Here is a 20,727-nt window from a genome sequence, read left to right on the forward strand (position 1 = left end):
GCCCTCGGCCTAGCCGCGTCCGCGGGAGGGCTTGCGCGGCTGCCACACCACCAGCGCGGTGCTCTTGGGCACCACCGCCACGTCGCGGCGCTGGCCGGCACGCAGCGTCGCCAGCTCCTCGGTGAGCTCCTTCACGCGCGACTGCAGCGCCTCCACCTGGTTGGTGAGCTCGATGATGCGCTTGATGCCGGCCAGGTTGACACCCTCGTCCTGCGACAGCCGCTGCACCTCACGCAGCAGGTCGACGTCGTGCTGCGAATAACGCCGTCCCCCACCGGAAGTGCGCATCGGGCTGACCAGCCCGAGCCGGTCGTAGGTGCGCAGGGTCTGGGCGTGCATGCCGGCCAGCTCGGCGGCGACCGAAATCAGGAAGGTCCGGGCCTCGTCCTGGCTGCGGTTTCTCGGGTTCCTGGCCATCAGCGGTTACCTGCCCATCCCGCGCGCGGATTGAAACCACTGGACCGCTCGGCCGCCGCGTAGGCCTCGAGCGCGTCGGCGGCGCCGCCCTCCAGGTTCGGCGGCACGGCCACCTTCACGGTGACGAGCAAGTCCCCGTTGCCGCCGCCGCGCTTGGGCACCCCGCGCCCGCGCACCCGCAGGATGCGGCCGTCGGCGGTGCCCTTGGGCACCCGCACGCCGACCTTGCCGTCCAGCGTGGGAACCGAAAGCGTTGAGCCCAAAGCCAGTTCGGCGAAGCTAACCGGAACGGTCACCGTCAGGTCGTCGCCGTCGCGCCCGAACACCTTGTCCGGCCGGACGTGGACCGTGACGTACAGGTCGCCCGACGGCGCGCCGCGCAACCCGGCCTCGCCCTGCCCGGGCAGCCGGATGCGCTGCCCGTCCTCGACACCGGGGGGGATCCGCACGTTGATGGTGCGGGTGCGCGTGGTCACACCGGTGCCTTTGCACTCGTCGCAGGGGTGCTCGATGATCGAGCCGCTGCCCCGGCAATCGGTGCAGGGCTCGGAGAAGCCGAACGCGCCCTGGTTGCGGTTGATCACGCCGGAGCCGTTGCAGCTGGGGCACACCTTCGGGCTGGTGCCCGGGCGCGCGCCGCTGCCATGGCAATTCGTGCACGGCGCCGGGCTGGTCAGCCGCAGCGGCATCGCCACGCCCTTGGCCGCCTCGACGAAATCCAGTTCGGTCTCGGTCTCCAGGTCGTTGCCGCGCCGCGGCCGGCTGGGCCGGGGGCTGGCGCCGCGACCGAACAGGCCGCCGAACAGGTCACCGATGTTGCTGCCGCCGCTTCGCCCGGCGGCGTCGAACAGGTCGCTCAGGTTGAAGTCGGCGCCATCGGAGCCCACGCCACCGACGTTGAAGCTGAACCCGCCGCCGGTGTCGAACCGGCGCCCGCCGAAGCCGCCGCCGGCGAACAGGCGGCGGGTCTCGTCGTACTCCTTGCGCTTGGCAGGATCCGACAGCACGTTGTGCGCCTCCGACACCGCCTTGAATCGCTCGCCGGCGGCGGGATTGTCGGGGTTCGCATCCGGGTGCAGGTCGCGCGCCAGCTTGCGGTAGGCGCGCTTGATCTCTTCCGGGCTGGCGTCAGAGGAGACGCCCAGCTCCTTGTAGAAGTCCTTTTCGACCCATTCACGCTGGGCCATTTCGCGTCACCTCCTCCCACCTTTCGCTATCCATTTGTGGTTATTCGATTCTGGGCCTATTCGCCGGCGGTGTCGGTCTTATCGCCCGTGTCGGCCTCGATTTCGGCGCCGGCGCTGTCTTCGGCGCTGCCTTCGGCGGCGTCGGCGGCGGTGTCTTCGGCGGGCTCGGCGACCGTGTCGACCACGGCCACCATGGCGTGACGCAGCACCTGCTCACCCAGCTTGTAGCCCTGGCGCAGGACGGTCCCGATCACCGGCGTCGAGCCGTCGCCGCCGTCGCCCTCGTGCTGCACGGCTTCGTGCAGGACGGGGTCGAACTCCTCCCCTTCCGCGCCGAACGCCGTCAGGCCCAGCCCGGTCAGCGCGCCCATCAGCTTGTCCGCCACCGACTTCAGCGGCCCGGACTCCAGGTCGCCGTGCGCGCGCGCCCGGTCGAGATCGTCGAGCACGCCGAGCAATTGGCTGACGACCGACGCCTTGGCCCGGTCCGCCGCGGCCTGCTGGTCGCGCAGCGCCCGCTTGCGGTAGTTGGTGAAGTCGGCCTGCACCCGTTGCAGGTCGGCGGTCAGCTCGGCGATCTTGGCCTGCGCCTCGTCCGCATGGCCGGCCGGTGCGGCCCCGCCCGGCTGAGCGCCGGGCTCGGCGCCGGGAGGGATGTGCCGCACTTCACCGGTCTCGGGATCGATGCGCCGCTTGTCCGTGATCGTCACCTGTTCGGGGTTCTGGTTTCCGTCCGTCACTTGGCCTCCCGGTCGTCATCGACCACCTCCGCGTCCACGACGTCGTCGGCGGATGGTCCACCGGCCTCGGCGCCCGCGGCCTGGCCCGCCTCGGCCTGGGTGGCCTCGTAGATCGCCTGCCCCAGCGCCTGGGACTCCTGGCCCAGCTTCTCCATCGCCGACTTGATGGCGCCGATGTCGCTGCCCTCCAACGCCTTCTTCGCGTCGGCGACGGCGGCGTCGACCTTGTTCAAGGTGTCCTCGGGGACCTTCGAGCCACCCTCGGCCTCCCGCTGTTCTTTGACGAACTTCTCCGTCTGGTAGACCAGCGTCTCGGCCTGGTTGCGGACGTCGGCCTCCTCGCGGCGCTTGCGGTCCTCCTCGGCGTGCGCCTCGGCGTCCTTGATCATCCGGTCGATCTCCTCCTTGGACAGGCCGGAGCCCTCCTGGATCTTGATCGTGTTCTCCTTGCCGGTGCCCTTGTCCTTGGCCGTGACGTGCACGATGCCGTTGGCGTCGATGTCGAAGGTGACCTCGATCTGGGGCACGCCGCGCGGGGCCGGCGGGATGCCGGTCAGCTCGAAGGAGCCGAGCAGCTTGTTGTGCGAGGCGATTTCGCGCTCACCCTGATACACCTGGATCTGCACCGACGGCTGGTTGTCGTCGGCGGTGGTGAAGGTCTCCGACCGCTTGGTCGGGATCGTGGTGTTGCGCTCGATGAGCTTGGTCATCACGCCGCCCTTGGTCTCGATGCCGAGGCTCAGCGGCGTGACGTCAAGCAGCAGAACGTCTTTCACCTCGCCCTTGAGCACACCGGCCTGCAGCGCGGCGCCCACGGCCACCACCTCGTCGGGGTTGACGCCCTTGTTGGGCTCCTTGCCGCCGGTGAGCTCCTTCACCAGGTCGGTCACCGCGGGCATCCGGGTGGAACCACCCACCAGCACCACGTGGTCGATCTGCGACACCGAGATACCGGCGTCCTTGATCACCTGCTGGAACGGGTTGCGGGTGCGGTCCAGCAGGTCTTGGGTGATCTTCTGGAACTCCGCGCGGGTGAGTTGCTCGTCGAGGAACAGCGGGTTCTTGTCCGCGTCGACGGTGATGTAGGGCAGGTTGATCGAGGTGCTCTGCGAGCTCGAGAGTTCGATCTTGGCCTTCTCGGCGGCCTCACGCAGCCGCTGCATGGCCATCTTGTCCTTGGTCAGGTCGATCCCGCTGGTGCCCTTGAACTTCTCGACCAGCCAGTTGACGATGCGGTCGTCCCAGTCGTCGCCGCCGAGGTGGTTGTCACCGCTGGTGGCGCGGACCTCGACCACGCCCTCGCCGATCTCGAGCAGCGAGACGTCGAAGGTGCCGCCGCCCAGGTCGAACACCAGGATGGTCTGCTCCTTCTCGCCCTTGTCCAGCCCGTAGGCCAGGGCCGCGGCGGTGGGCTCGTTGACGATGCGCAGCACGTTCAGGCCGGCGATCTGGCCGGCTTCCTTGGTCGCCTGGCGCTGGGCGTCGTTGAAGTAGGCGGGCACGGTGATGACCGCGTCGGTGATGTCCTCACCGAGGTAGGCCTCCGCGTCGCGCTTCAGCTTCATCAGCACGCGGGCGCTGATCTCCTGCGCGGTGTACTTCTTGCTGTCGACCTCGATGGACCAGTCGGTGCCCATGTGCCGCTTGACGGACCGCACGGTGCGGTCGACGTTCGTGACGGCCTGGTTCTTGGCGGGCTGACCGACCAGCACCTCGCCGTTGCGCGCGAACGCGACGACCGACGGCGTGGTCCGCGAGCCCTCGGAGTTGGCGACGACGACGGGGTCACCGCCCTCGAGCACTGCGACGACGGAGTTGGTGGTCCCGAGGTCGATGCCGACCGCACGAGCCATGGTGATTCCTCCTGAGTGTGTAGAGCTTTTTGGTTGCACTATGCTGAGTGAACCACGCTCAAGACTGCCCTGGTGGGCTCCCTGGTGTCAACCCAAGGTTGAGCCTTGCTCACTCAACTTGTTGACCATGGTAACGGCGAGCGGGGGCGTCTTGTTCCCGGGGTGTGGCCTCAGCGCACGCCCGCCGCGCCGCGCTGCGGGATCATCTCCTCGATCAGCGACAGCACGGCCCGGGTGGCCGCGCCGGCCGGGCGGGCCGCGGACGTCGCGACGTACAGGCGCCAGGTGAGGTCGTAGTCGGAGACGCTCACGGTGGCCAGGCCCGCGTCGCCGATCTCGTCGAGGATGAAGCGGCTCAAAAAGCCGAGGCCCAGCCCGTTGCGGATGTGGGTCGCGGTGGTGGCGATGTCGGCGACCTCGAGGGCGATCGTGCGCGGCACGCCGGCAGCGGCGAATGCCCGGTCGACCACGGCCCGGTTGCCGTATCCCGGCGGGCCGTCGACGAACGACATCCCGGCCAGCTCGGCCACGGTCACCGACCCCCGCCCGGCCAGGGGGTGGCCCGACGGCACGACGAGCAACAACTGGAAGGCCGCGACGAGCCGGGTGTGCAGGTCGGCGGGCGGGCCGTCCGGGAAGACGACCAGGGCGACGTCGAGGTGGCCGTCGCGCAGTTGCTGCGCCAGCCCGGCGGACCCGGCACGGGCCGACCGCAATTGGACCAGCACGCCGGGATGCCGCGCGTGGAGGTCGGCCAGCAGGGTCGGCAGGTCGATGACGTTGATCGATGTCAGCGTGCCCAGCTTGACGGTGCCGCGGATGGCCCCGCCGGCGGCGGCGACGGCCTCCTTGGCGGCGCGCGCGGCGTCGACGGTCGCGCGGGCATGGGGCGCCAGCTCCTGCCCCGCCGGGGTCAGCGCCACCCCCGCCGGGCCGCGGACGAACAGTTGCGCGCCCAGCTCGCGTTCGAGCGCCTTGATCGTGGCGGAGACCCCGGACTGGACGACGTGCAGCCTCTTGGCGGCCCGGGTGAAGCTGAGGGTGTCCGCGACGGCGAGGAAGTAGTCCAGCTGGCGAAGCTCCACCGAGCCATTATCACCGTCGGTGATGGCCGTCATCAAAAAACGTTGTTGGCGCCCGACAGCGAAAGCAATTTAACGTTTGCCTAACTAATTTCGCGACCACCCGCGTCGGTCCCATTCCCCCTCAACCGGACGGTGCGCTGTCATGAATTTGTCGTCCCCCACCCTGACCAGGACCCGGACCCGCTGGTCTTCGGCGTCCACCGACGATCAATTCGTCGTGGAGAACCCGGCGACGGGCCAGACCGTCACCGTCGTCCAGGGAGCCGGACCGGACGAGGTCGACCAGGCCGTGCGCCGGGCCCACGCCGCGCACCTGCGGTGGAAGCGGCGCCCGGCGCGAGAACGCGGGCGACACCTGCGCCAGGTCGCCGAGGTGCTCCGCGCCCACGCCGACGAGATCGCCGGGCTCGAGACGCTCGAGATGGGCAAGCCCATCACCCAGGCGCGCAACTTCGACGTGGAAGCCGCGATCGCCATCTTCGAGTACTTCGGCAGCCTGGTGGAGGTGCTGCCCAGCCAGGCCCGCGACTACGGCCCGGTGCTGGACCTGACCACGCTGGAGCCCTACGGGGTGATCGCCGCCATCGTGCCGTTCAACTGGCCGCCCATCCACACCGCCGGGAAGATCGCACCCGCGCTGGCCGTCGGGAACGCCGTCGTGCTCAAACCGCCGGAGCAGGCGCCGTCGGTGGTGCTGCGCATGGTCGAACTGATCCAGTCGGTCCTGCCGGACCGCGTGGTGGAGGCGGTGCCCGGCAAGGGCGAGGTGGGCGCCGCGCTGGCCGGGCACCGGTTGGTGGGCAAGGTGTCGTTCACCGGCTCGCCGAGGACGGGCGCGGCGGTGCTGCGGACCGCGGCGGGCAACCTCACCCCGGCGCTGATGGAACTCGGCGGGAAGAACCCGCTGCTGGTCTTCGACGACGCCAGCCTGCACGAGGCGCTGCTGGCCGCCATCGACGGCGGGTTCTTCAACCAGGGCGAGGCCTGCACCGCGGCATCGCGAATCCTGGTGCAGGACAACGTCTATGCGGACTTCGAGGCAAAGCTGTGCGCCGCGGTGGGCCGGCTGCGGGTGGGTGACGGCGCCGACCCCGCCACCGACGTCGGTCCGCTGGTCACCCGCGCCCAGCAGAAACAGGTCCTGGACTACCTCAGGATCGGCGAGGCCGAGGGCGCCCGCGTCGCGGCCCAGGCGGCGCTGCCCGACGACGCCCGGTTGGCCGACGGCTTCTACGTCGCGCCGACGGTCCTGACCGGCGTCACCCCGGCCATGCGGGTGGCCCGCGAGGAGATCTTCGGTCCCGTCGTCGCCCTCATGCCGTTCACCGACGAGGACGAGGCGGTGCGCATCGCCAACGCCACACCGTTCGGACTGGTCGCGGCGGTGTTCACGCAGGACAGCGACCGCGCGCTGCGGGTGAGCCGGCGGATCCGGGCCGGGACCGTCTTCGTCAACAACTACCACCGGATCTCGCTCGGCACGGGCTTCGGCGGGGTCGGCCACAGCGGCTTCGGGCGCGAGCACGCCCAGGAGACGCTTTCGGAGTACGGGTACACCAAGACGATCCGGCTGGCCGCCAAGCGCGACGAACTGCCCTACTGGAGCGCCGCCGGCCGGGTGCTGGCCGGCTAGTGAGGGTCCTGGCGCTCGAAGAGCATTACGCCACAACGGAATTCCTGAACGGCCCCGGTCGCTGGCTGGCTTCGCGCACCGGAATCGTCGAGCCGATCAGCGATCTGGGCGAAGGCCGCATCGCGGCGATGGACGACGGCGGCGTCGACGTGGCGGTGTTGTCGCTGGCCGCGCCGGGCGTCGAACAGCTGGAGGGTCCGGAGGCCGTCCGGTTGGCCCGCGCGTGCAACGACGAACTCGCGGCCGCGATCGGGCGGTACCCGGATCGGCTGGCGGGATTCGCCGCCCTGCCGATCAGCGCGCCGGAAGAGGCCGCCGACGAACTCGAGCGGGCGGTGCGCGGGCACGGCCTCGTCGGCGCGGTGATCAACGGGCACAGCCGGGGCCGGTACCTGGATGACCCCTTGTTCGACCCCGTCCTGGCGCGCGCGGCCGCGCTGCGGGTGCCGGTCTACCTGCACCCGACCGTCCCACCGCCGCGCGTCATCGAGGCCTGCTACGCGGGGTTCTCCGCGGAGGTGACGTTCACGCTGTCCACGGTGGGCTGGGGCTGGCACATCAACACGGGCACCCACGTGCTGCGCCTGATCCTCGGCGGCGTCTTCGACCGCTACCCCGAGCTGCAGTTCATCATCGGGCACATGGGGGAGGCGACGTCGTTCATGCTGCCGCGCTTCGACGCGACGCTGAAACCGGAACTCACCGGGCTGCGGCACCCGGTCAGCGCCTATCTGCGGCGGAACCTGAACTACACCTTCGCCAACTTCAACGACCAGGCGACCTACGCCAACCTGATCGCCCAGGTCGGCGCCGGGCGGGTGTGCTTCTCGGCGGACCACCCGTTCGGGTCGATGCGCGCCGCCCGGGACTTCTTCGACGCCCTGCCGCTGAGCGCGCACGACCGGGCGCTCATCGGCCACCGCAACGCCGAGCGGCTGCTGGGCCTCTAGCGCGGCCCAGGGTTCGTCTCAGGTTCGTCGATGTCCTGCCCTCCGGCGAGGTCGCCGCAGTCGACGGCCTCGACGTCCCCCCGGTCGCGCAGGTACGCGCCCGCGCCCTGGTCCCCCGAGATCCGGGCCAGCACCCCGGGCCACTGCCGGCGCGCCAGCACCACCGGATGGCCGGGCCGGTCGCCGAAGTACGCGCGCGCCAGCCCGCTGGGCGAGGCCGCCGCGCGGGCCAGGACCCGCGCCACCACGTCCGGGCCGACGTCGGGGGTGTCGACGACGTGCAGCACGGCGAAGTCGGCGTGCCTGCGGCCGGCCTCGGCCAGCCCGGCGCGTACCGACGCGCTCAGCCCGTCGGCCCAGTCCGGCGCGAGGACCGCGGCGGCCCCCGGCGGGGTGGCGACCTCCGCGGCACCCAAGACCACGACGACGTCGGCGCAGCCGCCGTCGCGCAGCGCGCCGACCGCGGTGTCCAGCCAGCCTTTAACCAGCACCTTCGGCTTGCCGTAGCGCCGTCCCGCGCCCGCGGCGAGCAACACCCCGACGTGGTGCGGGGCGCGGGGCGCCGAACCCATCGACTGCGATAACGGCACTCTCCTATGATGACATTCAGCTTCTCATCGAGCGACAACGAGATGGAGTGCCAATGTCGGAAACGATCGCGCCGCGGTACGCCGGAACCCGCGTCCAGCGGGTGGAGGACGGCCGGCTGCTGACCGGCCGCGGCGGCTTCGTCGACGACATCTCGCGGCCGGGCATGCTGCACGGCTGCTTCGTGCGCAGCCCCTTCGCGCGCGCGAAGATCAACGGAATCGACGCGTCGGCGGCGCTGGCGCTGCCCGGGGTGCGCGCGGTGTTCACCGCCGCCGACCTCAACCCCGACGTCAAGGAGGCGTGGCACGCCGTCGCGGGCAAGGACGTCCCGGACACCCCGCGCCCGCCCCTGGCCGAGGGCGAGGCGAAGTTCGTCGGTGACCCCGTCGCGCTGATCGTCGCCGAGAGCCGGTATGTCGCCGAGGACGCGCTGGAACTGGTCGACGTCGACTACGAGCCGCTGCCCGCGATCACCGACTTCACCCGGGCGCAGTCGTCGGAGGTGTTGGTGCACGACACCTATGCGGCCAACGTCGCGGGCGGGATGGGCGGCGCACCGCCGGACGAAGAGGTCTTCGCCTCGGCGGCCTGCGTGGTGAAAGAGAACATCTACCAACAGATTTATGCTCCGGTGCCGATCGAGACCCGCGGCCTGGTGGCGGAGTGGGAGGCGGCCTCCGGCGAGCTCACCCTGTGGGCGTCGACGCAGACGCCGCACGAACTGCGGGCGTTCTGCGCGCGGCTGCTGGGCATTGCGGCGCAACGGGTCCGGGTCATCATGCGCGACACCGGGGGCGGCTTCGGCCAGAAGGTCGTCCCGATGCGCGAGGACATGTGCATCATGCTGGCCGCCCGCAAGGTGCCCGCGGCGCTGAAGTGGATCGAGGATCGGCGCGAGAACCTGATGTCGGCGGGCCAGGCCCGCCACGTAAACGGAACGGCGAGGCTGGCTTTCGACGACGAAGGCAACATCGCGGCGGCCGACATCGACTTCGTGCAGGACGTCGGCGCCTACCCGACGCCCTACCCGGTGCTGACCACGGCCGCCATCGGCATGTTCTTCCCCGGCCCCTACCGCGTGCCCAAGGCGAGCTTCAACTACCAGACGGTCTTCACCAACACCAGCGGCCTGGCCGCCTACCGCGGCCCCTGGCAGTACGAGACGCTGGCGCGCGAAATCCTGCTCGACATCGCCGCGCGCAAGATGGGCATCGACCCGATCGAACTGCGCCGCCGCAACCTGCTGCGCCGCGACGAGATGCCGTACGTCAACCCCAACGGCATGCCCTACGACCACGTCGCGCCCAGCGAGACGTTCGAGCAGGCCGTGAAGATCCTCGACCACGAGGGGTTTCGCAAGGAGCAGCGCGACGCGCTCGCGCAGGGTCGCTATTTGGGGCTGGGATTCTCGGCCTACATCGAGCCGACCGGTGCGGCGACGGGCCACCTGGCCACCGAGGGCTGCACCATGCGGATGGAGCCGACGGGCAAGATCAACGTCTACGTGAACGGCGGCTCGACCGGAAACAGCTTGGAAACCACCGTGATTCAGCTGACCGCGGACGCGCTGGGCGCCGACATCGACGATGTGTCCACCATCCAGGGCGACACCGCGATCACCCCGTACGGGGCGGGAACCCAGGGCAGCCGCAGCGGCCCGATGACCGCCGGGGCCGTCGCGGAGGCCGGGGGGATTCTGCGCGAGAAGATCGTGGCCCTGGCGGCGCATCACCTGAAGGTGGCCGAATCCGAAGTGACGCTGGCGCATTCGACCGCCACGGTGCGGGGGGACCCGTCGAAGCAGGTGACCTTCGGCGAGCTGGCCTATACCGCCTACTACTCGCCGCAGGCGCTGCCGGCGGGTATGTCGCCCGAGCTGGAGGCGACCGCGCGCTACGTCGCCACGGCGCCCATCCTGTGGTCCAACGCCACGCACGCCTGCACCTGCGAGGTGGACGTGGCCACCGGCAAGGTCACGCTGCTGCGCTACATCGTCAGCGAGGACGTCGGGCCCATGATCAACCCGGCCATCGTGGAGGGCCAGATCGCCGGTGGCACGGTGCAGGGCATCGGCGGCGCGCTGATGGAGGAAATGGCCTACGACGAGGACGGCAACCCGCTGGCCACCACGTTCGTCGACTACCTGTTGCCCACGGCCACCGAGGTGCCGCCCATCGAGTTCGGCCACGTCGAGATCCCGGGCCCCGGGCCCGGCGGGTACAAGGGCGCCGGCGAGGGCGGGGCCATCGGCTCGGTGCCCGCGGTGATCAACGCCATCAACGACGCGCTCGCTCCGCTGGGGGTCGCCATCACCCGGCTGCCGGCCAGCCCCGCCTCGATCGCGGCCCTGCTGGACGAGGCGGCGGGCCGATGAAGCCCGCCGCGTTCGACTACCACCGGCCCGACACCATCGAGGACGCGGTGGGCCTGCTGGCCGAGCTGGGCGATGACGCGAAGATCATCGCGGGCGGGCAGAGCCTGGTCCCGATGCTGTCGATGCGCCTGGCGTACTTCGACCACCTCATCGACATCTCCCGGCTGCCCGAGTTGCGGGGCATCGATCGCAGAGGTGACGAGCTGTGGATCGGGGCGGGAACCACCGAGGCCGTGGTGGGCGCCGACGACCAAGTGCGCCAATCGGTTCCGCTGCTGACCCGCGCGACGCCGTTCGTCGGGCACTTCCAGATCCGCAACCGCGGCACCCTGGGTGGCTCCATCGCCCACGCCGACGCCGCCGGCGAATACCCGGCGGTCGCGCTGACCCTCGACGCGGCGATCGAGGTGCTCTCGCCGCGGGGCCGCCGCGAGATCGCCGCGGCGGACTTCTTCGTCGGCCTGTGGGAAACCACGATGGAGCCCGACGAGGTGCTGACCGGGGTCCGGTTCCCGGTGTGGAACGGCAGGTCCGGGTTCTCGATCCACGAATTCTCCCGTCGCCACGGCGATTTCGCGATCGCGGGCGCGCTGGTCGCCGTCTCGCTCGACGACAGTGACGGTCAGAACCGGGTGTCGCGCTGCGGGATCGGGCTGCTGGGCCTGGGCTCGACGCCCCGGCGCGCGACGGCGGCCGAGGCCGCGGTGATCGGCAAGCCGGTCGGCGAGCTGGTCGCCGAGGACATCGGCCGGGCCGCGATGGACGGGCTCGACGACGTACCGACCGACCTGCAGGGGTCGGCCGCCTACCGCACCCAGGTGGGCGAAACCATGGTCACGCGCGCCTGGACAGAAGCGCTCAATGAAGCCATCGACGACACAGCCCCGGGAGCACGCGATGCATGAACAACCGATCCAGTTGTCGGTGAACGGCACTCCGATCACGGCCACCGTCGAACCGCGCATGACGCTGGCGGACTTCCTGCGCGAAAAGTGCGGCCTGACCGGGACCCATCTCGGCTGCGAGCACGGGTCGTGCGGCGCCTGCACGGTGCTGGTGGACGGCGACGCGGTGCGGTCGTGCCTGATGTTCGCGGTCCAGGCGGACGGCCTGGAGGTGACGACGGTCGAGGGGATCGCGTCGCCGGACGGGACCCTGTCGCCCGTGCAGGCGGCGCTGCGGGAGTGCCACGGGCTGCAATGCGGTTTCTGCACACCGGGTTTTGTGATGTCGCTGACCGCGCTGCTGCGCGACAACCCCGACCCCACCGACGACGAGATCCGCGAGGGCCTGTCCGGGAACTTCTGCCGCTGCACCGGCTATCAGGGCATCGTGGCGGCCGCGCATCGGGCCGCGGAGCTGCAGTCGGTCACGCAGCGGTAAACCTGCGCCATCGGCTCGGCATCGATAGGGCCCTGCTTACAGTAACTTTCACCGCTCCTTGCGTACTCTTGAGCGCTGAATCTGAGTATTTCGGGAGCGGCGGGTGCAGTTATCGCGGAAGGCACGGTTGAGCCTGGCCGGGGGCTCGCTGGTGCTCGTCCCCCTGCTGGCCAGCCCCGCCTTGATCGACGCCTGCAGCTCCACCATCGAGGGCAAGCCCGTCGCCGCGCCCGGGGCCGGACCGGTCGAACCGACCTTCCCCACGCCGCGGCCGAGCACGGCGACGCCGGCCCCGGGGATCGCCGCCCCGCCGGGTCCCGTCGGCCCGAGCACCCCGACCACGCCGCCGGCGGGCTCCATCCCGCTGCCGCCCGACCCCAACGGCTACGTCTTCATCGAGACCAAGTCCGGCCAGACGCGCTGCCAGATCAACAAGGACGCCGTCGGCTGCGAGGCGCCGTTCACCAACTCGCCCCTGCAGGACGGCGAGCACGCCAACGGCGTGAACATCAGCGCCGGCGGCAACGTGCAGTGGGTGCTGGGCAACCTGGGCGCCATCCCGACCGTGACGATCGACTACAAGACGTACGCGGCGCAGGGCTGGACGATCAACGCGACCGAAGAGGGGACGCGCTTCACCAACGACCACACCGGCCACGGCATGTTCGTCAGCGTCGAGAAGGTCACGACGTTCTGAGCGGGCAGGAAAGCGGTGTAAGTACCATCGGTTCCGTGGCACGCAACGGCCCACCCGAGGATTTCCACAACCAGCAGACGCAGTACGCGGACTACGGCGCCCCGGGCGGACCCCCGCCACCCGGGGGGGCACCGCCGCCCGCTGCGGAGACGCCGCCTGAACAGGTGGAACCGCCCGAGGCGTTCGACGCGTTCGGCGCGGAACCCGAGCCCACCCCGTGGTATCGCAGGCCCGCCGGGATCATCGCCTGGGTTGTCGCGGTCCTGACCCTGCTCGCGCTGATCGTCTACGGGCTCATGCAGCTCATCCAGGGCGGCCAGGGCACCGGCCCCGCCCCGAGCACCAGCAGCACCACGCCGGCGACGACCACCCCGACGTCGTCGGCGCCGAGCGCCACGACCACCCCGCAAACCACGCCCTCGTCGGAGCCACCCACCAGCAGCGCCGTCGAGCCGCCCGCGCAGCAGCCGACGCAGCAGCCCACGCAGCGGCCCACCCAGCAGCCCACGCATCGGCATCATCTGCCGCCCCTTCCGCCGGTGATCACCATTCCCGGGGTGCCGAATCCGGTCACGCTGCCGCCCGGTCTCCGGTGACCGGTCCCAACTGGTCGCGTGTGCGCGATGAGTGAGTCGCTCGGGCTGTCGATCGGGGCGGCCAACCTGGTGGCGGCCCGCGCGGGCGGCGCCACGGTGGCCCGCAGCGCGGTGCTGACGCTGTTCGAAAACCGCCCCACCGAAATCGGCCTGCCGGAAGAGAACCCGGGCCTGACCGAACCGGGGCTGGTGCTGCGCGGATTCGTCGAGCGGGTCGGGGACCGGGCCCCGTTGGTGGCGGCCGACGGGACGAAGTACCTCGGCGAGGTGCTGACGGTCGAAGCGATCGAGGCCATGGCGCGCACGGTCGGCTACGGCAGCCCGGTCACCGTCGCGGTCCCCGCCTACTGGTCCGAGGCGCAGACCACCGCGCTGCGAGAGGAATTCTTCGCCCAGCCGGAGCTGAGCCGCGGCGGCGTCGCGCCGGCCCTGGTCTCCGACGCCACCGCGGCGCTCGCCGCGCTGCGCACCGGCCCGGGATTCCCCGCCGGCGGGGTCGTCGCGGTGTGCGATTTCGGCGCGAGCGGCACCAGCGTCACCCTGATCGACGCCGGGAACTCGCGGCAGATCGGCCCGTCGGTGCGCGACACCGCGCTGTCCGGCGACGGGATCGACCAACTTGTCCTCGATCACGTGCGCGCCGTATCGGACACCGACACCCGCGGCCTCGAAAGCACCGCGCGGATCGGGGCCGGCGGCCGCCTGCTCGCCGAGTGCCGCCGCGCCAAGGAGCGGCTGTCCACGGCGACGGCCGCCACCGTCGCGGGGGACTCGGGCGACCACGTCCGGCTGGCCCGCCTGGAGCTCGAACAACTCATCTCCCCAGCGCTGGAGCGGTTCCTCGATAATTTGGAGGAAGCCTTGCGGCGCAACGGGATTCAACGATCCGGCCTGGCGGCCGTCGCGATGGTCGGCGGGGGCGCCGCGATCCCGCTGATCAACGCGCGCCTGTTCGAGCGCCTGGGGACGCCGGTCCACAGCGCACCGCGGCCCGCGTTCGCCGCCGCCGTCGGCGCGGCCGCGCTGGGTCAGCAGCAGGCCGCGGCGGGCGTCGCGACCGCGGCGAGTCCCGTCGTCGAGAACCCGACCGAGGCCGTCGAGACCTCCCGGGTCGCCGGGGGCGGTCCGGCCCTGGCGTGGTCTCAGGACGCCGACGACGCCGCCGAGCCGGTGCCCTACACCGGACCCGACATGACCGGCGAATACGGCCGGGAGCCAACGGGATCGGCCCCCGCTGGCGAACCCTCGCTGCCCTGGTACAAGCGCACGGCGCTGGTCTTGAGCGTGGTCGGCGCGGCCGCGGCCGTGCTGGTCGCGGTGGTGCTGGCGCTGACGCTGGGCCACCCGAGAACCAGCCCGGCCAACACCACGCCGCCCAACCAGCCGGGGCCGCCGCCGACGTCGCAGACGGTGACGATCACCGGCCCGGACGACAGCACCACCGTCACCGTGCTGCCACCCCCGCCGTCGCCGTCGACGCAGTCGCCGGCGCCGAGCTCCACCAGCGAGCCCCCGGCCACCACGACGACCACCGGCCAGCCCCCGACCACGACGACCACGAGCGCCGCGCCGACCACGACGTCGCAGGCGCCCACGACGTCGCAGGCGCCCACCTCGTCGCAGGCGCCCACCACGCGGCCCAGACCTCTGCTGCCCCCGTTCCTGCCCCAGCCACCCAGGCCCTGAGGCGGGGTTAGGGCAGCCTTTCTCGCGCCCAAGGCCGGGGAGATGCAACTATGAGCAGGGCCTAAGCAGGCAAAAGACGGGGGCCGAGGACCCCGCATGACTAGGCATTGGAGAGGTCTTCTGTGGACACACAGATGCTCATCAGACTGGTAGTGGGCATGGGCATGACGGCGGTCGTGCTCCTATTCGCCGCGCGGCGGGTCCTGTGGCTGTTCAAACTGGTCACCGCCGGTAAACCGGCCACCGGGCACGCCGACAACGTCGGCGAGCGGATCTGGACGGAGATCGCCGAGGTCTTCGGGCAGCGCCGGCTGCTGAAGTGGTCGATCCCCGGCCTGGCGCACTTCTTCACCATGTGGGGATTTTTCATCCTGCTCACGGTCTACATCGAGGCCTACGGCCTGCTCTTCCAGGACAATTTCCACATCCCGATCATCGGTCGGTGGGACGCGCTGGGCTTTTTGCAGGACTTCTTCGCGACCGCCGTCTTCCTCGGCATCGCCACCTTCGCGATCATCCGGTTGCGGACCGAGCCGAAGGAGTACGGCCGCTCGTCGCGGTTCTACGGCTCGCACACCGGCGGCGCCTGGCTGATCCTGTTCATGATCTTCAACGTCATCTGGACCTACGTGCTGGTGCGCGGGTCCGCGGTGAACAACGGCACGCTCCCCTACGGCAACGGCGCGTTCCTGTCACAGTTGTTCGGGGTGATCCTGCGTCCGCTCGGGCACACCGGTAACGAGGTCCTGGAGACGGTCGCCCTGCTGCTGCACATCGGCGTCATGCTGGCGTTCCTGATCATCGTGCTGCACTCCAAGCACCTGCACATCTTTTTGGCGCCGATCAACGTCATCTTCAAGCGGCTGCCCGACGGGCTGGGCCCGCTGCTGCCGATCGAGGCCGACGGCAAGCCGATCGACTTCGAAAACCCGCCCGACGACGCCGAATTCGGCCGCGGCAAGATCGAGGACTTCAGCTGGAAGGCGATGCTGGACTTCGCCACCTGTACCGAGTGTGGGCGCTGTCAGTCGCAGTGCCCGGCCTGGAACACCGGAAAGCCGCTGTCGCCCAAGCTCGTCATCATGGACCTGCGCGACCACTGGATGGCCAAAGCGCCGTACATCCTGGGCGACAAGCAGTCTCCCGCCGAGAGCACCCCGGAGGGCGGGCTCGGCGAGAAACTGTCCGGCGAGAAGCACGCCGAGGAACACCACGTCCCCGAGTCGGGCTTCGGCCGTGTCATGGGCTCCGGGCCCGAGCAGGCGACCCGCCCCCTGGTGGGCACCGAAGAGCAGGGCGGCGTCATCGACCCCGACGTGCTGTGGTCCTGCGTGACCTGTGGGGCGTGTGTCGAGCAATGCCCGGTGGACATCGAGCACGTCGACCACATCGTCGATATGCGCCGCTACCAGGTGATGATGGAGTCGGAGTTCCCCTCCGAGCTGTCGGTGCTGTTCAAAAACCTTGAGACCAAAGCCAATCCGTGGGGGCAGAACGCCTCCGACCGCACCAACTGGATCGACGAGGTCGACTTCGACGTGCCGGTCTACGGCGAGGATGTCGACAGCTTCGACGGCTACGAGTACCTGTTCTGGGTGGGCTGCGCCGGCGCCTACGACGACAAGGCCAAGAAGACCACCAAGGCCGTCGCCGAGCTGCTGGCCATCGCCGGCGTGAAGTTCATGGTGCTGGGGACCGGCGAAACCTGCAACGGCGACTCCGCGCGCCGCTCGGGCAACGAGTTCTTGTTCCAGCAGCTGGCCCAGCAGGCCGTGGAGACCCTGGACGGGGTGTTCGAGGGCGTGGAGACCGTCGACCGCAAGATCGTGGTGACCTGCCCGCATTGCTTCAACACGCTGGGCCGCGAGTACCGGCAGCTGGGCGCCAACTACAGCGTGCTGCACCACACGCAGCTGCTCAACCGGCTGGTGCGCGACCAGAAGCTGGTCCCGGTCACCCCGGTCTCGCAGGACATCACCTACCACGACCCCTGCTACCTGGGCCGGCACAACAAGGTGTACGAGGCGCCGCGCGAGCTGATCGGCGCGTCCGGCGCCAACCTCACCGAGATGCCGCGCAACGCCGAGCGCAGCTTCTGCTGCGGCGCGGGCGGCGCGCGGATGTGGATGGAAGAGCACATCGGCAAGCGCATCAACCACGAACGCGTCGACGAGGCGCTGGCCACCGGGGCGGCCACCGTCGCCACCGCGTGCCCGTTCTGCCGGGTGATGATCACCGACGGGGTCAACGACCGTCAGGAGGAGGCCGGGCGCAGCGGCGTCGAGGTGCTCGACGTGGCCCAGATCCTGCTCGCGTCACTCGAGTACGACAAGGCGACGCTGCCCGAGAAGGGCACGGCCGCAACGGAAGCCGAGAAGCGGGCCGCCGAAAAGCCCAAGGCGGCCCCCAAGGCGGAGGCCGCGACCGCGACCGCGCCTGCCGAGGCGCCGGCCAAGGCCGAGGAACCCGAACCCGCCAAGGCCGCCGAGCCGGCCAAGGCCGCCCCCGCCAAGGGGCTCGGGATCGCCGGCGGCGCCAAGCGACCCGGCGCCAAGAAAGCCGCGCCCACCGCGGCGGCCCCGGCGGCCCCGGCGGCCGAGGAGGCGCCCGCCGCACCTGCCAAGGGGCTGGGCATCGCCGCCGGCGCCAAGCGGCCCGGCGCCAAGAAGGCGGCCCCGGCGGCCGAGCAGGCCTCGCCGGCCGAGGCCACAGCAGAAGCCAAGACCGCCGAGGAGCCCAAGGCACCGGCCGCGCCTGCCAAGGGGCTGGGCATCGCCGCCGGCGCCAAGCGGCCCGGCGCCAAGAAGGCGGCCCCGGCGGCCGAGGCCAAGCCCGCCGCAGAGCCCGCCGAGGCCAAGCCCGCCGCGGAGCCCGAGCCCGCCGCGCAAGGCGACGGCGACGCGGCACCGCCCCCACCGCCCGCCAAGGGGCTGGGCATCGCACGCGGGGCACGCCCACCCGGCAAACGCTGACCGCCCGCCGCGCCGAACGTGCAGCCACTGCGAAAAATCGGCAGAAAATTCGCAACAGGTGCACGCTCGGCGACGCGCGCGGCCGCAACGCCTGCGGCCGGTATTCGGCGCCGTCAGCAAATTTGATTGGACAGCAGTGGCACCATAGATGGGTGACCACGCACCCGCTGCCCGCGCACGGCTCCGCTTTTCAAGTCGGACATCACCGGCAGCGGGCCTTCGCGCAGTCGTCCAAATTGCAGGACGTGCTGTACGAGATCCGCGGCCCGGTGCACCAGCACGCGGCGCGGCTGGAGGCCGAGGGGCACCGCATCCTCAAGCTCAACATCGGCAACCCGGCGCCGTTCGGCTTCGAGGCGCCCGACGTGATCATGCGCGACATGATCCAGGCCCTGCCCTACGCGCAGGGCTATTCCGACTCGCAGGGCATCCTGCCCGCCCGCCGCGCGGTGGTGACCCGTTACGAGCTCGTCGAGGACTTCCCTCGGTTCGACGTCGACGACGTGTACCTGGGCAACGGCGTCTCCGAGCTGATCACGATGACGCTGCAGGCCCTGCTGGACAACGGCGACCAGGTGCTGATCCCGTCGCCGGACTACCCGCTGTGGACGGCGTCGACGTCGCTGGCCGGCGGCACGCCCGTGCACTACCTGTGCGACGAGACCCAGAACTGGCAGCCCGACATCGCCGACCTCGAGTCGAAGATCACCGAGCGCACCAAGGCGCTGGTCGTGATCAACCCCAACAACCCCACCGGCGCGGTGTACGGCCGCGAAATCCTCACCCAGATGGTCGATTTGGCCCGCAAGCACCAGCTGCTGCTGCTCGCCGACGAGATCTACGACAAGATCCTCTACGACGACGCCAGGCACATCAGCGTGGCCTCGCTCGCCCCGGACCTGCTGTGCCTGACGTTCAACGGCCTGTCCAAGGCCTACCGGGTCGCCGGTTACCGGGCCGGCTGGCTGGCCATCACCGGACCCAAGGACCACGCCGGCAGCTTCATCGAGGGGATCAGCCTGCTGGCCAACATGCGGCTGTGCCCCAACGTCCCCGCCCAGCACGCGATCCAGGTCGCCCTCGGGGGCTACCAGAGCATCGACGACCTGGTCCTGCCCGGCGGCCGGCTGCTCGAGCAGCGCGACGTCGCCTGGACCAAGCTCAACGAGATCCCCGGGGTTTCTTGCGTCAAACCCGAGGGCGCGCTGTACGCGTTTCCGCGGCTGGACCCGGAGGTCTACGAGATCGTCGACGACGAGCAGCTGGTCCTGGACCTGCTGCTGCAGGAGAAGATCCTCGTCACCCAGGGCACCGGCTTCAACTGGCCGCAGCACGATCACCTGCGCATCGTGACCCTGCCGTGGTCCCGCGACCTGGCCGCCGCGATCGAGCGGCTGGGCAACTTCCTGACCGGCTACCGGCAGTGAGGGGCCCGCGCGGGCGCTGAAAATATGAATTTTCACTGAAGCGCCGCCAACCGGGCGCGCATCGCGCGTCGCTGCCGTTGGGTCGATCGCAACCGAGCGATCAAGCCATGGAGGTGTCGGGTGTCTTTTGTGATCGCTACCCCGGATGTAATCACCGCGACGGCGTCTGATCTGGCCAACCTCGGGTCGGCGCTCAGCGCAGCCAACGCGGCGGCGACGGCCCGGACGACGGCCGTGGTGGCAGCGGGCGCCGACGAAGTGTCGGCGGCCATCGCGGCGATGTTTTCCCAGCACGCCGAGCGATTTCAGGCGCTCAACGCGCGGGCGGCGGCCTTTCACGCCGGATTCGCCCAGGCCCTGGCGGGCGCCTCGGGTTCTTACGCCGCCGCCGAGGCCGCGGCCGTCACGCCGCTGCAGGACCTGCTCAACGCCATCAACGCGCCCTTCCTGACGCTGGCCGGCCGCCCGCTGATCGGCAACGGCGCGCCCGGGGCCCCGGGGACCGGGGCCAACGGCGGGGCCGGCGGCATCCTGTTCGGCAACGGCGGGGCCGGCGGGTCCGGTGCGTCCGGCACCGCGGGGATGCCGGGCGGCAACGGCGGGCCCGCCGGGCTGTTCGGCACGGGCGGCGCCGGGGGCGCCGGCGGCAGCGCGACGACCGGGGTCGGCGGGGCCGGCGGCGCCGGCGGCGCGGGCGGCACCGGGGGCATCGGCACCACGGGCGGCGCGGGCGGTATGGGCGGAGCCGGTGCGGGCGGCGGGATCGGTGGTGCCGGGGGAGCCGGCGGTGCCGACACCGGAATGTTCGGTGCCGGCGGGCTGCTCGGTTCGGGCGGCGCGGGCGGCGTCGGTGGCGCCGGTGGTTTGGGCGGTGACGGCGGGACCGGCGGCAGCGGCGTCGGCCATGGTTTGGCCGGCGGGACCGGTGGCACCGGCGGCATCGGTGGTAACGCGGGAGCCGGCGGGGCCGGCGGCTCGGGCGGCTCGCTGGGCGCCGCAGGAGCGGCGGGCGTCTACGGAGCCGGCGGTACCGGCGGTGGCGGCGGAACCGGCGGCGTCGGCGACGTCGGCGCGCTGGGTGCGGCCGGCGGTGGCCAGGGCGGGACCGGCCTGGCCGGTGGGGCCGGGGGTCAGGG

At 71.0% G+C, this 20,727-nt stretch carries 16 protein-coding genes and 1 pseudogene; 11 read left to right on the top strand and 6 right to left on the bottom strand.

All coding sequences use genetic code 11. The features are described from left to right. Positions 1 to 9: 9 nt before the first annotated feature. The 5 genes from BST11_RS22670 to BST11_RS22690 form a co-directional block, all read right to left on the bottom strand. On the bottom strand, positions 10 to 417 hold the full coding sequence (locus BST11_RS22670) for a heat shock protein transcriptional repressor HspR (RefSeq protein WP_083140355.1): 408 nt from the start codon (positions 415 to 417) through the stop codon (positions 10 to 12). Continuing rightward, complete coding sequence (dnaJ, locus tag BST11_RS22675; RefSeq protein ID WP_067318489.1) at positions 417 to 1,604, bottom strand: molecular chaperone DnaJ; 1,188 nt, start codon at positions 1,602 to 1,604, stop codon at positions 417 to 419. Before dnaJ ends, BST11_RS22670 begins: the two co-directional genes overlap by 1 nt. 56 nt (positions 1,605 to 1,660) lie before the next feature. Further along, positions 1,661 to 2,344, bottom strand: coding sequence for a nucleotide exchange factor GrpE (gene grpE / locus BST11_RS22680; protein WP_083140357.1), 684 nt, complete (start codon positions 2,342 to 2,344; stop codon positions 1,661 to 1,663). Further along, the gene (gene dnaK, locus BST11_RS22685; RefSeq protein ID WP_083140359.1) at positions 2,341 to 4,197 is read right to left on the bottom strand and encodes a molecular chaperone DnaK; all 1,857 of its coding nucleotides are present in this window, start codon (positions 4,195 to 4,197) and stop codon (positions 2,341 to 2,343) included. Before dnaK ends, grpE begins: the two co-directional genes overlap by 4 nt. 170 nt (positions 4,198 to 4,367) lie before the next feature. Continuing rightward, positions 4,368 to 5,315 (bottom strand): LysR family transcriptional regulator, encoded by a 948-nt coding sequence (locus BST11_RS22690; protein WP_244897752.1) that lies wholly within the window; start codon positions 5,313 to 5,315, stop codon positions 4,368 to 4,370. A 109-nt stretch (positions 5,316 to 5,424) separates the two neighbouring features. On the opposite strand from BST11_RS22690, the gene BST11_RS22695 reads away from it, so the two are divergent. Together BST11_RS22695 and BST11_RS22700 are read left to right on the top strand one after the other, a co-directional pair. Further along, on the top strand, positions 5,425 to 6,915 hold the full coding sequence (locus tag BST11_RS22695; protein WP_083140361.1) for an aldehyde dehydrogenase family protein: 1,491 nt from the start codon (positions 5,425 to 5,427) through the stop codon (positions 6,913 to 6,915). After that, positions 6,915 to 7,865, top strand: coding sequence for an amidohydrolase family protein (locus BST11_RS22700; protein ID WP_083140363.1), 951 nt, complete (start codon positions 6,915 to 6,917; stop codon positions 7,863 to 7,865). Before BST11_RS22695 ends, BST11_RS22700 begins: the two co-directional genes overlap by 1 nt. Here BST11_RS22700 and BST11_RS22705 read toward each other — a convergent pair. After that, positions 7,862 to 8,437, bottom strand: a complete 576-nt coding sequence (locus BST11_RS22705) for a nucleotidyltransferase family protein (RefSeq protein WP_083140365.1) — start codon at positions 8,435 to 8,437, stop codon at positions 7,862 to 7,864. The genes BST11_RS22700 and BST11_RS22705 overlap by 4 nt on opposite strands. Positions 8,438 to 8,508: 71 nt before the next feature. On the opposite strand from BST11_RS22705, the gene BST11_RS22710 reads away from it, so the two are divergent. The 9 genes and pseudogenes from BST11_RS22710 to BST11_RS22750 all read left to right on the top strand — a co-directional run. Then, on the top strand, positions 8,509 to 10,830 hold the full coding sequence (locus BST11_RS22710; RefSeq protein ID WP_083140367.1) for a xanthine dehydrogenase family protein molybdopterin-binding subunit: 2,322 nt from the start codon (positions 8,509 to 8,511) through the stop codon (positions 10,828 to 10,830). Beyond that, complete coding sequence (locus BST11_RS22715; protein WP_083140369.1) at positions 10,827 to 11,735, top strand: FAD binding domain-containing protein; 909 nt, start codon at positions 10,827 to 10,829, stop codon at positions 11,733 to 11,735. Before BST11_RS22710 ends, BST11_RS22715 begins: the two co-directional genes overlap by 4 nt. Continuing rightward, entirely contained in the window at positions 11,728 to 12,213 is a 486-nt protein-coding gene (locus tag BST11_RS22720) for a (2Fe-2S)-binding protein (protein WP_083140371.1), read from the top strand. Before BST11_RS22715 ends, BST11_RS22720 begins: the two co-directional genes overlap by 8 nt. 103 nt (positions 12,214 to 12,316) lie before the next feature. Further along, complete coding sequence (locus BST11_RS22725; protein WP_068212813.1) at positions 12,317 to 12,910, top strand: hypothetical protein; 594 nt, start codon at positions 12,317 to 12,319, stop codon at positions 12,908 to 12,910. 35 nt (positions 12,911 to 12,945) lie between these two features. Then, positions 12,946 to 13,506: a hypothetical protein gene (locus BST11_RS22730; RefSeq protein WP_083140373.1), complete on the top strand. Its 561-nt coding sequence runs from the start codon at positions 12,946 to 12,948 to the stop codon at positions 13,504 to 13,506. Between the two features lie 27 nt (positions 13,507 to 13,533). Next, entirely contained in the window at positions 13,534 to 15,192 is a 1,659-nt protein-coding gene (locus BST11_RS22735) for an Hsp70 family protein (protein WP_083140375.1), read from the top strand. A gap of 134 nt (positions 15,193 to 15,326) precedes the next feature. After that, on the top strand, positions 15,327 to 18,164 hold the full coding sequence (locus tag BST11_RS22740) for a heterodisulfide reductase-related iron-sulfur binding cluster (RefSeq protein WP_083140377.1): 2,838 nt from the start codon (positions 15,327 to 15,329) through the stop codon (positions 18,162 to 18,164). A 126-nt stretch (positions 18,165 to 18,290) separates the two neighbouring features. Then, positions 18,291 to 19,591, top strand: a pseudogene (locus BST11_RS22745) (pyridoxal phosphate-dependent aminotransferase). A 120-nt stretch (positions 19,592 to 19,711) separates the two neighbouring features. After that, positions 19,712 to 20,727: PE family protein (locus BST11_RS22750; protein ID WP_142276504.1), on the top strand; the 1,016-nt coding region annotated here is incomplete at its 3' end.

Origin of the sequence: Mycobacterium alsense (assembly GCF_002086635.1) — a bacterium.
GTDB lineage: Bacteria > Actinomycetota > Actinomycetes > Mycobacteriales > Mycobacteriaceae > Mycobacterium > Mycobacterium alsense.